Here is a 13968-nt window from a genome sequence, read left to right as displayed (position 1 = left end):
ATTCACCCTTATAATTTATTTAAATTTTTTAATGTTTGATGGATGCTTTGCTGTACGCTTTCTTCTGCGACTGTAAGAGGTAATCTTAACTCTGGTGTACCAAACCCGAGTAAATGTGTCGCGTATTTAATTGGTACTGGACTGACTTCAGAAAATGCAGCTTCAATAAATGGTAATAATTTTAGCTGTAACTCTTTTGATTTTTTAGAGTCACCGTTTAAGAAACTATGGACCATCTCACTCGTTTCTTTCGGGAAAACATTTGCAACGACTGAGATTACTCCTTCAGCACCGACAGCTAGCATCGGCACAGTTAGATCATCATTTCCTGAGATAATTTGGAATTCATCAGGTGTATTATTTCTAATATTCATCGTATACGATAAATCACCGGATGCATCTTTAATACCACAAATATTTTTATGTTTAGATAATTCAACAACAACGTTTAGTGGAATGTTATGACCTGTACGTCCTGGAACTGAGTAGAGCATTACAGGGACCTTGCTGACGTTTGCGATCTCAGTAAAGTGTTCAATTAAACCAGTGTCTGTCCCTTTATTATAGAAAGGGGAGACGACGAGAAGTCCGTCTATGTCTAATTCTGACACTTCTTTACTAAATGAGACTGCGTCTTTAGTGTTATTGCTTCCTGTACCGACGATGATTGGTACACGTCGATTTACTTTGTCGATTGTAAAATTAATGACTTCAAGTTTTTCATCTTTAGATAGTGTTGCTGCTTCACCAGTAGTACCGATTGAAATAATAGCATCGATTCCTTCTTTAATTTGAAATTCAATAAGTTCACCGAGTGCTTCAAAATCAATGTCACCTGTGTTTGTAAATGGTGTAATAATCGCTACACCTGAACCTTTAAATAACATACTAATCTCTCCTTAATTTAAAATTTCTGCAATTTGAACAGAATTTGTCGCTGCACCTTTACGGATGTTGTCTGCGGTGACGAACATATGAATACCGTTATCTGTACTATAGTCTCTACGGATTCTACCGACATATACGTCATCTGTACCATTTGCGTCTTCAGTAATCGGGTAGACTAAATTTTCAATATCGTCTTTAATAACAACACCTTCAGCTTCTTCTAGTGCTTTATAAATATCTTTAATATCAAAATCTTGTTCAAATTCGATGTCGATATTGACTGCGTGACCATTTTCAATAGGGACACGCACCGTTGTTGCGGTTACTTTTAATTGATCATCATTTAAAATTTTCTTCGTTTCTTCAATCATTTTCATTTCTTCTTTTGTATAGCCGTTATCTAAAAATACATCAATGTGTGGTAAAACACTTTGTTGAATGTTATACGGATACGTATTCGTCGTACCGTTTTTTAAGTCCTCAATACCACCGACACCAGATCCTGATACGGCTTGATACGTCGTATATGTGATGCGTTTAATACCAAATTTTTGAAGCGGCTTTAACGCAACGACTGATTGAATTGTTGAGCAGTTCGGATTTGCAATGAGAGTTTCATCATTTAAATCGTCTCTATTCACTTCGGGGACGATTAACGGCACGTTTTCATTCATTCGGTACACGCTACTATTATCAATCGCAACAATACCTTTTTCTTTTGCAAGGGGGATAAATTTCTCTGAAACTGCGCCACCAGCGGCAAAGAATAGTACGTCGATGTCTCTATCAAATACTGATTCTTCTAATTCTTCTAACGTATAATCTTTACCATTAAAAGTAATTGTTTCTCCTGCGGATTTTTTTGAACTAAATAGATAAAGTTCATCGACATTAAAATTTCTTTCTTCTAACACTTGTAAAATTATTCGTCCTACTGTACCACTTGCACCAATAATTCCAATATTCATTGTAAATTCCTCCTAAAGATCAAAATGTTTTCCAAGTTTTATAACGACTTCATCAGCAACACTACTATCTACAACATATGAAATACTAATTTCTGAAGTTGCGATTTCATAGAAAAAAATATCTTCTTTTACGAATAGCTCAAATACTTGTGCGGCGATACCGACTTGACTACGCATTGCTGTACCGACAATAGAGACTTTTGACAAGTTATCTTTAATTTCATATTCAAGTCCTAAGTTTTCTAAAACTGCCGTTGTTTCTTGAACGGATGATTTTTCACTCGTAAATGTGACTTCTTTTCTATCGTTTAATCTTGTATGACTAATAATATCTACGTTGACGTTTTCTTTAGCGAGTTCTAAAAAGATATTTGAAATATTGACGTCTTTTGTATCGTGAATAATAACGAGTACAACGTCATCTAATTTTGAGACACTTGTTAGTTTTGTATCTTCCATATCATAAGCCTCCAGTACTTTTGTGCCTTTTGTTTTACCGTCGTTTAATAAAATCTCCATCGGTATATTAAATTTATATGCAAGTTCAACACTTCTTGGTTCAATGACCTTTGTGCCGAGATGTGCCATTTCCATGAGTTCTTCGTATGTGACGACGTTTAATTTTTTTGCGTCATTATAAATTCTCGGGTCAATAGAGTAAATGCCGGAAACATCCGTATAGATTGCACATTTCGCATTTAATTTTACAGCGAGGGCAACAGCTGACGTATCCGATCCTCCGCGACCAAACGTTGTAATATCTCCTAAAGGATTTATACCTTGGAATCCAGTCACGACGACGATTTCATTTTGTCTTAAATGATTTTCTATACGTTCGATATTAACGTCAGTAATTTTATTTTTACCGTGAACACCGTCGCTTTGAAATCCAGCTTGAAATCCAGTTAACGCGACAGCAGGGTGTCCTGATTCATTTAAGTGAATCGCGAGGAGTGCAGCACTTTTGTTTTCTCCAGTTGAAACGAGCATATCTAGTTCACGTTTAGACGGTGTCGTAGATAGGGCATGTGCCATATCTAATAATTCATTCGTTGAGTCTCCCATTGCTGAAACGACGACAACAACTTGCTGCGTTTTACTTTTCTCTAGTATGATGTCACTCGCACTTTTTATCTTTTCTAAATCTTTTAGCGACGAGCCTCCAAATTTCATGACGAGTCGTTCCATTTTAAAAGACCTCATTTCTTATTAAATCTTCGTAAGTTTCTCTTTCTACCGCAAGGTGCGTGTCACCATCTTTAACAAATACGACTGCGCCTCGCGGGATTTTGTTGTAGTTTGACGCCATCGACTCTGTATACGCACCAGTTGATGGTACTGCTAACGTATCGTTAATGTTAGCTTTTGGTAACTTAATATTTTCTATTAAGACGTCGCCACTTTCACATAACTTACCGGCAATTCGGTAATCGGTTGTTTTATTAGCATTCATATTATTAGCAATTGCCGCAGTGTATTTTGCTTCGTATAAAGAAGGACGTAAGTTGTCGTTCATACCACCGTCGATCAGTAAAAAGTCAAAGTGACTTGACGGCTTAATATGAGAGACGTTATATAAGGTAGTTCCAAAATCATTAATTAATGATCGACCAGGTTCAATAGAGATCGTTTCAACATCAATATCATATTCACGGATATAATTTTCGAGTACATCTATATATTCATTTAAAAAATTTTCGAGTTGAAGCGGCTGATCACCTTTAGTGTAGTAAACACCAAATCCGCCACCTAAGTTTAATTCATCAAGTTTTAAATTGAACTCTTTTTGAACGTCGCTATAAAATTCAATCATACGTTTTGCTTCAGTAAAATAAGACTTAGAGTCAAAAATTTGTGATCCGATATGACAATGAAACCCTTTAAAATCTAAATGACTTAAATGATTAAGTTCTTCTAAAAACTGTAAAGCCTCTTGAAATGTCATTCCAAATTTAGAATCGTCGTTAGACGTTTGAATATATTTATGAGTGTCTGTTTCAATCGTTGGGTTGACTCTTAACAAGACACGTTGTGTTTTATTTGATTTACTTAAAATATTGTTTAATATAGTTGCTTCACTTAAATTGTCTAAAACAATCGTACCGACATTTTCTCTTACTGCGAATTCGAGTTCTTCATAAGTTTTTGCATTACCATGAAAGTAAATATTTTCAGTATCAAATCCTGAATGCTTCGCAACGAAGAGTTCGCCACCACTCACAACGTCAAGTGACAGTTGATGAGATTTTAATTGCTTTACTAAATAACTGCATAGGAAAGCTTTTCCAGCGTATATAATATTTGTGTTAAAGAATCTTGATTTAAAATGATTTTTAAATGTATTAATTTTTTCATCGATTCCTGTTTCATCAAACACGTAAAGTGGGGTACCATACTTTTCTTTTAGAGTAGAAGTTGCTACACCACCAATTACTAATTCGTTATCAATCACTTCTGAAGTACCAAATAATCTCATCATTATCCTCCTTATAAATAAAAAACTCATGAGTACAAATGGCACTCATGAGTTCGGTGCCCTCAATGCAACTGCTCACCACTATAAGATTGGGCGTCTTATAGTGACAGTACTATCCTTATTCAGAAATAGTCCCAACGAAAATATCGTTTCGGCGATGGCTCCTTTCGAAAAGTCTACTATTAGCGCACCGCGGCCTCTTGTTACATTGAATATTAAATTGTATTTAAAATCTGAAAATTTTGATTAGACAAAATATATCATACAAATTTGAAAGGGTCAAATACAAATTAAAAATTTATAGATAATTATCGATTAACATGATAAAATAGGAAAACAATGAATGATTTTTCACAATATTATTCTGATAAAGTTTCTATAAATTGTGTTGTATAATAAAGTTAAAAATCGTTTGAGAGGAGATAAGCTGTTGAATCAAAGAGAGGCTGAAGTATTAAATCTCATTAAAGAGAATCCGTTTATTTCTCAGTCGGAATTATCTAAAAAACTTGGGTTAACTGCTTCTAGTGTATCGAGAATTGTTGCTGAACTTGTACATAAGGAATTTATTCAAGGTCAAGCTTACGTTCTAAATGAAGAGTTCCCAATTGTTTGTGTCGGTGCAGCAAATATCGATAAGAAGTTTTTTGTTCATCAGACACTCATTCATGGGACATCTAATCCGATTGACTCAGCACACTCTGTCGGGGGAGTTGTACGTAATATCGCTGAGAATTTAGGTCGTTTAGGCCAAAATGTAGCGCTCATTACGACAAGAGGAGACGATGCGGAGTGGTTGAAAGTTAAAGAAGCATCTGAGGCGTATATTAACTTAGATTTTACTGAAATTATCGAAGGGAAAAATACAGGTGCATATACTGCGTTAATTAACCGTGAAGGTGAAATGGAATATGGTTTTGCTGATATGAGTATTTATGATGAATTCACACCAGAAGTACTGATTCGCCAGACATATATTTTAAAGCGCGCGAAGTGTATTGTTGCAGATTTAAACGTACCGAAAGTGACGCTTGAATTTTTAACCGCATATGCGGAAAAACACGATATTAAGCTTGTGTTTATTCCTGTATCTGGACCAAAGATGAATCGTCTACCAGATTATTTAGAGCCCGTCGACTGGTTAATTGTAAACCGTGATGAAACAGAAACAGAGTTTAATATGGAAATTAAAACAGATGACGATTTAATAAAAGGTGCGAGACTTTGGAATGCACGTGGAGTGTCGAACGTTGTCGTAACGAACGGATCAAAATCGTTAGCATATTCATCTAATGATTATGAAAAAATTTATCCGATTAAACAATCGACGCGTGTCGTGGACGTGACAGGTGCTGGTGATAGTTTTTCTAGCGCTGTGATTTACGGATGGCTAAATGGGTATAATATTGATGACTGTATAGAATTAGGTATGGTCAACTCTACAAAAACGATTGAAACAGACTATACAGTACGACAAGACTTATCAGAACAACAGTTAAAACTAGATTTGGAGGCTTATAAAAATGAATCAATTAATTGATTTAACAACTGAAGTTAAGGAAGCATTAGAAAATAATCAACCGGTCGTTGCATTAGAATCGACAATCATTTCTCACGGGATGCCATATCCTCAAAACGTTGAAATGGCTAAAAAAACTGAAGAAATTATTAGAGAAAATGGTGCGGTACCAGCAACTATTGCAATTATGAACGGTCGTATTAAAGTTGGACTTACTGAAGATGATCTTGAATTACTCGCAAAAGAAGGGCGTAACGTTACTAAAGTATCTCGCCGAGACTTAGCAGAAGTTGTTGCAATGAAAACACTTGGTGCAACTACAGTTGCATCAACAATGTTATGTGCAGAATTAGCAGGTATCAAATTCTTCGTCACAGGTGGAATCGGTGGTGTACACCGCGGATTTGAAGAGCATATGGATGTGTCAGCAGACTTAGACGAACTCGGAAAAACAGACGTCGTTGTAATTTCTGCAGGTGCGAAATCTATTTTAGACTTACCAAGAACACTAGAATACCTTGAAACAAAAGGTGTACCAGTGATTGGATATCAAACAGATGAACTACCTGCATTCTTTACGAGAGAAAGTGGACTTAAACTTGCGTCACACTTCGATACGACAGAAGATATCGCAAAAGTCATTAAAGCAAAACACGACTTAGGTTTAACAGGTGGTACAAGTGTCGTAAACCCAATTCCTGAAGATGAAGCACTCGATAAAGACCATATCAACGGTGTAATTCAAGAAGCGGTCGATCAAATGGAAAAAGATGGTGTTGGTGGTAAAGAAGCAACACCTTACTTATTAAAAGCAATCGTTGAAAAAACAAACGGAAAAAGCTTAGAAGCAAATATCAACCTTGTATATAACAACGCAAAAGTCGGTGCACAAATCGCGGTGGATTACTACAAACTGTAATTATTGGTAGTACTAGTCCTATGTGAAGACTCCTACAAAGATGAGGTGCACCCCTAAAGTTGGACATGGAAATCCAACTTTAGGGGTGTTTTTGTATGAAGTATAAAAAGCATAGCTTTGAATTTAAGGTAAAAGTAGTTAATGAATATTTAAATGGATCAGGAGGATATAGAGTTTTAGGTGAAAAGTATAATGTGGATAGATCGCTTGTTCAAAAATGGGTAAGACAATATAACACATATGGCTATCAGGGCCTCACTAAATCTCTTAGTAATACTCAATATACTAGTGAATTTAAGCAGGCTGTTTTAAAATATAGAGAAGAGAATCAATTGTCCTATAGAGAAACAGCGGAATACTTTGGTATCAAGCATTTTACAACAATCGCTAACTGGAATCGCAAGATCCAAGAAGGTGGTCCAGCTGCTCTAGAGGGTAAACAAGGGAGACCAATAAAATATATGTCTAAGAAAGAAAATAACCAAAAACAAGTATCGAAGAGTGAGCCTCTGAATGAAACAGAACGCGAAGAGTTAGAACGTCTAAGAGAAGAACTCAGAATGAAAGAACTGGAAAATATCATTCTAAAAAAGTTAAACGCCTTACCGACAGATCCAACAGACAAAAAACGAAAGTAGCGCTTGAGGTAAGGCAAGAAACGACTTATACACTAAAAGAGATTTTAACAGTGTTGAAGCTACCAAAGTCTGTATATTACTACTGGATAAAACATATGGATGATCAGAAACAGAAAGATCGATGGCTAGTAGAAAAAATTAAAGAAATCGTCTCAAAACATAAAGGTAGATATGGTTACAGAAGAATCAAAGCGATACTCGAAAGCAGAGAACAAATTGTGGTGAATCATAAGCGCTTGTTACGCATTATGAAGACCTATAATTTACTGTGTCAAAAATTCAAAAACAAATCGAGAACGCGTTATAGTTCATATAAAGGACAAGTTGGAACAGTCGCTCCAAATAAGGTAAAGCGTAACTTTAAGCCGAAAACATTTAATCAACTATGGGTCACAGATGTCACAGAGTTTGCGTTACCTATCAAAGGAAAGAAACTATATCTATCAACAATTATGGATTGTTATAACTCTGAAATTATCGCATATAAGGTCAGTCGTTCACCGAACCTAGCAATCGCTCTAAATCCTTTAAATAAAGCACTTGAGGAACACCATCACAATCTAAAACAATTAGTTGTTCACTCGGATCAAGGATTTCATTATCAACATAGTAGTTGGGGAAATACCATAACAGAATTTGGTGCAACAATGAGTATGTCACGTAAAGGAAACTGTTTAGATAATTCACCGATGGAGAACTTCTTTGGCTTATTAAAGCAAGAAATGTTTTATGGAGAAGTTTTCAAAACATATGAAGCATTAGAAATCGCAGTACATGAATATATTAGATACTATAATAAAGATAGAATTAAGCTAAAATTAAAAGGCATGTCTCCTGAAGAATTCAGGAAACATACCTTACAATCTGCTTAATTCCAAAAGTCCAACTTTTGGGTAGCACATCAAGAGAAGTAGGAGTCTTTTTTGATATGGAAGAGTATTTTAGGCTTTTTATCGTTAAAGATAGTATAATAAGTAACTATGAGTGGTGATAAATTGTGGGCAACTGAAGAGATAGTGTAAAAGGATACTATCACTTATGATAAAAGGCGATCTAACCGAAGAGATAGTGTAAAAGAACACTATCACTTATGATAAAAGGCGCTCTAACTGAAGAGATAGTGTAAAAGGATACTATCACTTATGATAAAAGGCACTCTAACTAAAGAGATAGTGTAAAAGGACTCTATTACTTACGATAAAAAGCACTCTAACCGAAGAGATAGTGTAAAAGGGTACTATCACTTGTGATAAAAGCCGCTCTAACTGAAGAGATAGTGTAATAAGATACTATCACTTACGATAAAAGATGATTTAACCAAAGAGATAGTGTAACATCACACTATCACTTACGATAAGAACATGCTAACCGCAAATAAAGTGTAATAATATGATATCTCTTCTATTAAACTGCCGTTTAATTCTTTTAATTATCGTTATAAGGCTTTTTATCTACATAATATGCTCCACGACGCACACCAATCTTTTCATAGTATGCGTTCAATACTTTCTGAAGCTTATAGTGAGAGATTTTCTTTCCACTAAATTCATATAACTTGTTTAACGTGATTTTTTCATCTGGAAATAATGCTCGAAAATCTTCAACAAGCTGAAACACGACATCTTTTTGCTGATAAAATGTGCCACAATTTCCACAGATATATTTTTCTAAACCATTAGAAAGTAATTCACTACCATCATTTTCACAAAATATCCCTTTATTTAATGATTCAAATGTATAATCGACATCACAATATCGCGGTATTTCATCATTTAAATGAATAATTTGATCTTTAAGCATTTGAACATGCGGTTTAACGAGAGTGTGTTGGTTTTTTAGATCATTCAAAAAATTACTGAGCTGTGAATACATGATAATTGGCTCTTTTAATGGTAAGTTATAGAGCTGGAAATTTCGGTTTATATAGACGACGTAGCTATGAATAGGAATTCTTTGATCTATAGAATAGAGTAGTTCTGAGAATTTATTAGCAGTGTCATTAATTTGATGAAGCGGAGACTTTATTTCTTTTTTAGTCTTGTAGCTATAAAAACTACCATTATGAAAAACTTGATTTCTCTGATGGTTTTTAATTTCAAAAATTAGGATAGCATTATTAAAAATCGCCACTGTATCGATTTGACGTTCGGAACCATCCAAAATAAATCGAAAATCATGAATCGTCTCGCAGTAATCTGTCATCACACTATCGAAAATATTTGCAAAAGATACTTCTCCGTTGTGACCTAAATTTAATTGCTTCAAATAGTTGATTGTTTTAAAAGATAAATGGCCACGTTTCTTTAAGGCAATCAATTGACGATGAACAAGAGATTTTTTAATCTGCATATATCCTCCAATAATAAGTATTTGATTATGATTATACAACATAAAATTCTTAAAAGGAGTAAAAATACAATAATTAATGAATTGTAATACATGATTAAAAAACTGATAAAAATAGAAGTAAGAAATTTAAATACTGTGTTTTTGATCAACAGATTTTAAAAAGAAGAATTGATTGATAATAATGAAATAGAAAAAATAACAGGTAGGTGATACTACAAACTGGAGAGATAGTGTAAAAGGATACTATCACTTATGATAAAAGACGCTCTAACCGAAGTGATAGTGTAATAAGATACTATCACTTATGATAAAAGGCACTCTAACTGAAGAGATAGTGTAAAAGAACACTATCTCTTGCGATAAAAGGCGATTTAACCGAAGAGATAGTGTAAAAGGATACTATCACTTATGATAAAAGGCACTCTAACCAAAAAGATAGTGTAACATCACACTATCACTTACGATAAAATGACAAGTGCTCGCTACACCACCTACAATTCTCTTAGTTCTCTACATATATCTCCGAGTGGAAGCCCGACGACAGCGTTATAATCACCGGAAATATGTTTTACAAACATCGCGCCGAGTCCTTGGATGCCATAGGCTGCTGCCTTATCATATGGTTCGTCTGTGTTTAAGTAGTGGTCGATTGTTTTATCGTCTAAATCAAAAAACTCGACTTCTGTTTCTCTAACGATTGGTATTTCAGCGTCGCCTTTACGGAGTAATGCTGCTGAAATCACAGTATGCGTATTTCCTGATAGCATTTTAAGCATGCGTCGTGCGTCATTTTTGTCTTTTGGTTTTTCTAAAATTTCACCGTTATAGTGGATCAGTGTGTCACAAGATAAAATAATGTCTTCGTCGTTATCAATCGCGTGAGATTTTAAGCGTGCGAGTGTCATCGCTTTTTCTTTAGGGTCTGTCTCAGTCACAGATGATTCGTCAACATTTGGGATAATCGTTAAAAAGTTTATCTCAACTTGTTTTAGTAGGTCTTGCCGTCTTGGTGAACCAGATGCTAAAATAAGCATAAATTGTCTCAAACCTTTCTTTATATAGGTGTGGAGTTATTTAAAAATAAGTGTATAATCTAATAATGTATTGAGTATCATTTTAGAATGTTTATTTGCATATCGCAAGAGGTGAAATAAATGTACAAAGTGGAGTTAACTAAATTTAGAGTTAAACCTGGAAAAACTAAAAAAGTCGATCGTTGGATGGAGTATATACATAACAATATGGAAGGTGTTATTCGTAACGTTGAAGGAGAAAAAGTTTACGTTGAAACAATCTTCCGCGAAGCGTTTAACGATGTCGAATATTTATATTGGTATACAATACAAGATAAAGAAGCTGCTGAGAGCGACACAGTTTCATATATCGATCAGACACATATAGACTTTTTTGAAGACTGTATTGATCACACATTCCATCCGGAAGATATGGTTGCAGAGGCACTCATTATTCCTGAACGTATAAAACAAGCAATGCAGTATTAATTAGAAGCCTAATTGGCTTCTTTTTTAATCTGGAAAGAAGGTGTCTTATGGACTATCAAGCGTTAAAAGAAGAGATTATAGAGTACGCACATTCAATTGGTATCGACGAAATCGGATTTACAACAGCTGAACCGTTTCATGAGTTTAGAGATAAACTCATCTCATATTATGAAAACAATTATGAGTCTGGTTTCGAAAAAGGGACGATAGAAGAGCGTGTAGATCCAAAACTATCACTACCGAGTGCGAAATCGATTATTGCGATTGCTGTTGGGTACCCGAACAGATTACCTAAAGATGCCCCAAAATCACGTAAAGGTGAGCGCCGCGGGATATTTGCTCGTGCGTCTTGGGGAGTAGATTATCATCAGCTTTTAAGAAAAAGACTCGATAAGTTAGAAGCATTTATTAAAGAAAGAGTCGACGGTGCAGAGATGATGTCGATGGTCGATACGGGAGTATTATCCGATAGAGAAGTCGCACTTAGAAGTGGTCTCGGATTTATAGGTAAAAATGGATTTATAATCAATCCAGAACTCGGGACATGGACGTACTTAGGTGAAATGCTGATCAACATACCTTTTCCTCCAGATAAACCACTCGTTGGAACGTGTGGTGACTGTACAATTTGTATTGACAGATGTCCAACAGGTGCACTCGTTGGTAACGGACAACTCGACTCTAAAAAGTGTATTTCATTTTTAACACAAACGAAAACTTTTGTACCAGATGAATTTAGAAAATCGATTGGTAACAGAATTTACGGCTGTGATACATGTCAGCAAGTATGTCCGTTAAATGTTGGAATTAACACACAGCAAGACGATATCATTTTAGAGCCAGAAATTTTAAAGCCAGAATTAACGAGTCTATTAAAGGTATCAAATCGAGAATTTAAAGAAACATATGGACATTTAGCTGGTGTATGGCGTGGTAAAAATCCACTACAACGAAATGCGATTATCGCACTCGCACATTTTAAAGAAGAAAGTGCGATTCCAACATTGAAAGATGTTGCTGAAAACGATGTTCGACCTGTGATTAAAGGAACAGCATACTGGGCGATCGGTCAAATATTAGGCGACGAGGCACTTGAATATATTAGTGAGAGATATAAACAAGAAACTGACGAAGATGTTAAAATAGAAATGTTAAAAGGTATTCAAGAGGGGTAAACTATGAATCATATCGTATTATTTCAGCCAGATATTCCGCAAAATACTGGAAATATCGGACGCACATGTGCAGCAACAAAAACAAAATTACATTTAATTAAACCGCTCGGGTTTGAAATTACAGATAAGCATTTAAAACGTGCAGGTATGGACTACTGGTATCAGTTAGACGTGACATATTACGACAGTATTGAAGAATTTTTAGAACAAGCAGACGGAATGCTGTACTTTATATCTAAATTTGGAGAAAATTATTATCATGAAGAGGACTACAGTAATACTGAAGAAAACCATTATTTTATCTTTGGTAAAGAAACTGCAGGACTCCCGGATTATATTAAAGAAAAATATAAGGACCGCTTAATGCGTATTCCGATGCATAAAGATTTTAGAAGTTTAAACCTTGCAAATACAGTTGCGATGGTGCTTTATGAAGCGATTCGTCAACAAGGATTTAAAGGATTAATATAGGAGGATTATTATGAACGAAACAATTAAATTACTACAAAACCACCGCTCAATTCGAGATTTTGAAGATCGACCACTTGAAAAGGATGTCGTAGAAACACTTGTTAAATCAGCACAACAAGCATCGACATCAAGCTACGTTCAAGCGTATTCAATTATCGGAGTTACTGATGAAGATAAAAAACAAGCAATTATGGAAGTAAGTACGCAGCCGTATGTTAAAGATAACGGCCATTTATTCATTTTCGTAGCGGATTATAACCGTCATTTACAACTCGCAAAACGTAAAGGATACGACGTAAATTTTGAAACGACAGAAAGTTTACTCGTCGGTGTTGTAGACGCAGCACTTGCAGCACAAAACTTAGCGGTTGCAGCAGAGTCACTTGATTTAGGAATTTGTTATTTAGGATCAATTCGTAACAACACGAAAAAAATCATTGAAATTTTAGACTTACCTGAAGGCACATTCCCAGTAATTGGTATGGCAGTTGGTTACAAAAATAGTAATGGTAGCTTTAAAGAAAGACTTCCACTTGACACAGTTTACTTTGAAAACTCTTATCCAGAGTTTGAAGCGGTTGAAGAATCATTAAATGAATACGATGAAACAATCAATCAGTACTACAAAAACCGCGATAAAAACAAACGTGAAGACAACTGGTCAGAACAAGTCATTCGAAAATTATCGAAAATGGGAGAAGTACGTGCAGATATTAAAGATGTCCTAAACGAACAAGGATATTTAAAAGATTAACAGAAACAAAAAACGCAAACTTTTATAAGTTTGCGTTTTTATTATCTAACATCGTTTCTTTGGTCTGGTCCGTTATCTACATAACCAGGTTTGTTTTCTCTTCCTGCAGTTAAGATTGCTACTAGGAAACTTGCACATACCATAAAGATAAGAATTGCCTTCATCTATAATATCCTCCAGTGCATTTAGTTGTTATTATTATTATAAACTATTTTGTCTTTGAAACAAAGAGTATTTTAATTTTAGGATAATGATTGTTTAAAAGACATATATTAGGGTAATCTATTATTAATAAACTGTTCTTGATAG

The 13968-nt window shown here is 34.9% G+C and carries 14 protein-coding genes, 1 pseudogene and 1 riboswitch; of the genes and pseudogenes, 8 read left to right on the top strand and 7 right to left on the bottom strand.

The window, feature by feature from the left end; genetic code table 11:
* Positions 1–8 precede the first annotated feature (8 nt).
* The 4 genes from dapA to lysA are packed head-to-tail and all read right to left on the bottom strand — an operon-like array spanning position 9 to position 4332.
* Entirely contained in the window at positions 9–887 is an 879-nt protein-coding gene (dapA, locus tag KPF49_RS05720; protein WP_183675488.1) for a 4-hydroxy-tetrahydrodipicolinate synthase, read from the bottom strand.
* Between the two features lie 12 nt (positions 888–899).
* Positions 900–1856: an aspartate-semialdehyde dehydrogenase gene (locus tag KPF49_RS05715; protein WP_183675490.1), complete on the bottom strand. Its 957-nt coding sequence runs from the start codon at positions 1854–1856 to the stop codon at positions 900–902.
* A 12-nt stretch (positions 1857–1868) separates the two neighbouring features.
* On the bottom strand, positions 1869–3044 hold the full coding sequence (locus KPF49_RS05710; protein ID WP_183675492.1) for an aspartate kinase: 1176 nt from the start codon (positions 3042–3044) through the stop codon (positions 1869–1871).
* Between the two features lies 1 nt (position 3045).
* Positions 3046–4332, bottom strand: coding sequence for a diaminopimelate decarboxylase (lysA, locus tag KPF49_RS05705; protein ID WP_183675495.1), 1287 nt, complete (start codon positions 4330–4332; stop codon positions 3046–3048).
* Positions 4333–4395: 63 nt separating this feature from the next.
* Positions 4396–4540, bottom strand: a riboswitch (Lysine riboswitch).
* Positions 4541–4762: 222 nt separating this feature from the next.
* Between lysA and KPF49_RS05700 the strand changes: the two genes are divergently transcribed.
* From KPF49_RS05700 to KPF49_RS05685, 4 genes and pseudogenes are all read left to right on the top strand, one after another.
* Positions 4763–5872, top strand: a complete 1110-nt coding sequence (locus tag KPF49_RS05700; RefSeq protein ID WP_183675497.1) for a PfkB family carbohydrate kinase — start codon at positions 4763–4765, stop codon at positions 5870–5872.
* A complete protein-coding gene (locus KPF49_RS05695; RefSeq protein ID WP_183675499.1) occupies positions 5856–6770 on the top strand; it encodes a pseudouridine-5'-phosphate glycosidase in 915 nt (304 codons plus the stop codon). The genes KPF49_RS05700 and KPF49_RS05695 overlap by 17 nt, the downstream gene beginning before the upstream one ends.
* A 95-nt stretch (positions 6771–6865) precedes the next feature.
* Positions 6866–7408 carry a helix-turn-helix domain-containing protein gene (locus tag KPF49_RS05690; RefSeq protein ID WP_183672582.1) on the top strand — a complete coding sequence of 181 codons (543 nt, stop codon included), beginning with the start codon at positions 6866–6868 and terminating at the stop codon, positions 7406–7408.
* Positions 7390–8280: pseudogene (locus tag KPF49_RS05685) on the top strand (IS3 family transposase); the annotation flags it as partial. The gene KPF49_RS05690 and the pseudogene KPF49_RS05685, both read left to right, overlap by 19 nt.
* 553 nt (positions 8281–8833) lie before the next feature.
* On the opposite strand, the gene KPF49_RS05680 reads toward KPF49_RS05685, so the two are convergent.
* Together KPF49_RS05680 and KPF49_RS05675 are read right to left on the bottom strand one after the other, a co-directional pair.
* Positions 8834–9757, bottom strand: a complete 924-nt coding sequence (locus KPF49_RS05680; protein ID WP_219490083.1) for a nuclease-related domain-containing protein — start codon at positions 9755–9757, stop codon at positions 8834–8836.
* Between the two features lie 491 nt (positions 9758–10248).
* Positions 10249–10791: a Maf family protein gene (locus KPF49_RS05675; protein ID WP_183675517.1), complete on the bottom strand. Its 543-nt coding sequence runs from the start codon at positions 10789–10791 to the stop codon at positions 10249–10251.
* A 120-nt stretch (positions 10792–10911) separates the two neighbouring features.
* Here KPF49_RS05675 and KPF49_RS05670 point away from each other — a divergent pair, with 120 nt between their 5' ends.
* Genes KPF49_RS05670 through nfsA form a run of 4 tightly spaced genes read left to right on the top strand, consistent with a single transcriptional unit; the run spans position 10912 to position 13659 of the window.
* Positions 10912–11259 (top strand): DUF6176 family protein, encoded by a 348-nt coding sequence (locus tag KPF49_RS05670; protein WP_183675515.1) that lies wholly within the window; start codon positions 10912–10914, stop codon positions 11257–11259.
* Positions 11260–11306: 47 nt separating this feature from the next.
* Positions 11307–12434 carry a tRNA epoxyqueuosine(34) reductase QueG gene (gene queG, locus KPF49_RS05665; protein WP_183675513.1) on the top strand — a complete coding sequence of 376 codons (1128 nt, stop codon included), beginning with the start codon at positions 11307–11309 and terminating at the stop codon, positions 12432–12434.
* A 3-nt stretch (positions 12435–12437) separates the two neighbouring features.
* The gene (gene trmL / locus KPF49_RS05660) at positions 12438–12905 is read left to right on the top strand and encodes a tRNA (uridine(34)/cytosine(34)/5-carboxymethylaminomethyluridine(34)-2'-O)-methyltransferase TrmL (RefSeq protein WP_183675511.1); all 468 of its coding nucleotides are present in this window, start codon (positions 12438–12440) and stop codon (positions 12903–12905) included.
* A gap of 10 nt (positions 12906–12915) precedes the next feature.
* Positions 12916–13659, top strand: a complete 744-nt coding sequence (gene nfsA, locus KPF49_RS05655) for an oxygen-insensitive NADPH nitroreductase (protein WP_183675509.1) — start codon at positions 12916–12918, stop codon at positions 13657–13659.
* A gap of 41 nt (positions 13660–13700) precedes the next feature.
* Here the strand turns inward: nfsA and KPF49_RS08130 are convergent, their stop codons facing one another.
* Positions 13701–13823 carry a hypothetical protein gene (locus KPF49_RS08130; RefSeq protein WP_257713864.1) on the bottom strand — a complete coding sequence of 41 codons (123 nt, stop codon included), beginning with the start codon at positions 13821–13823 and terminating at the stop codon, positions 13701–13703.
* Positions 13824–13968: the final 145 nt, after the last annotated feature.

It is taken from the genome of Nosocomiicoccus ampullae, from assembly GCF_019357495.1.
Classification (GTDB): Bacteria; Bacillota; Bacilli; order Staphylococcales; family Salinicoccaceae; genus Nosocomiicoccus; species Nosocomiicoccus ampullae.
This window is presented reverse-complemented; position numbering and strand designations above follow the sequence as displayed.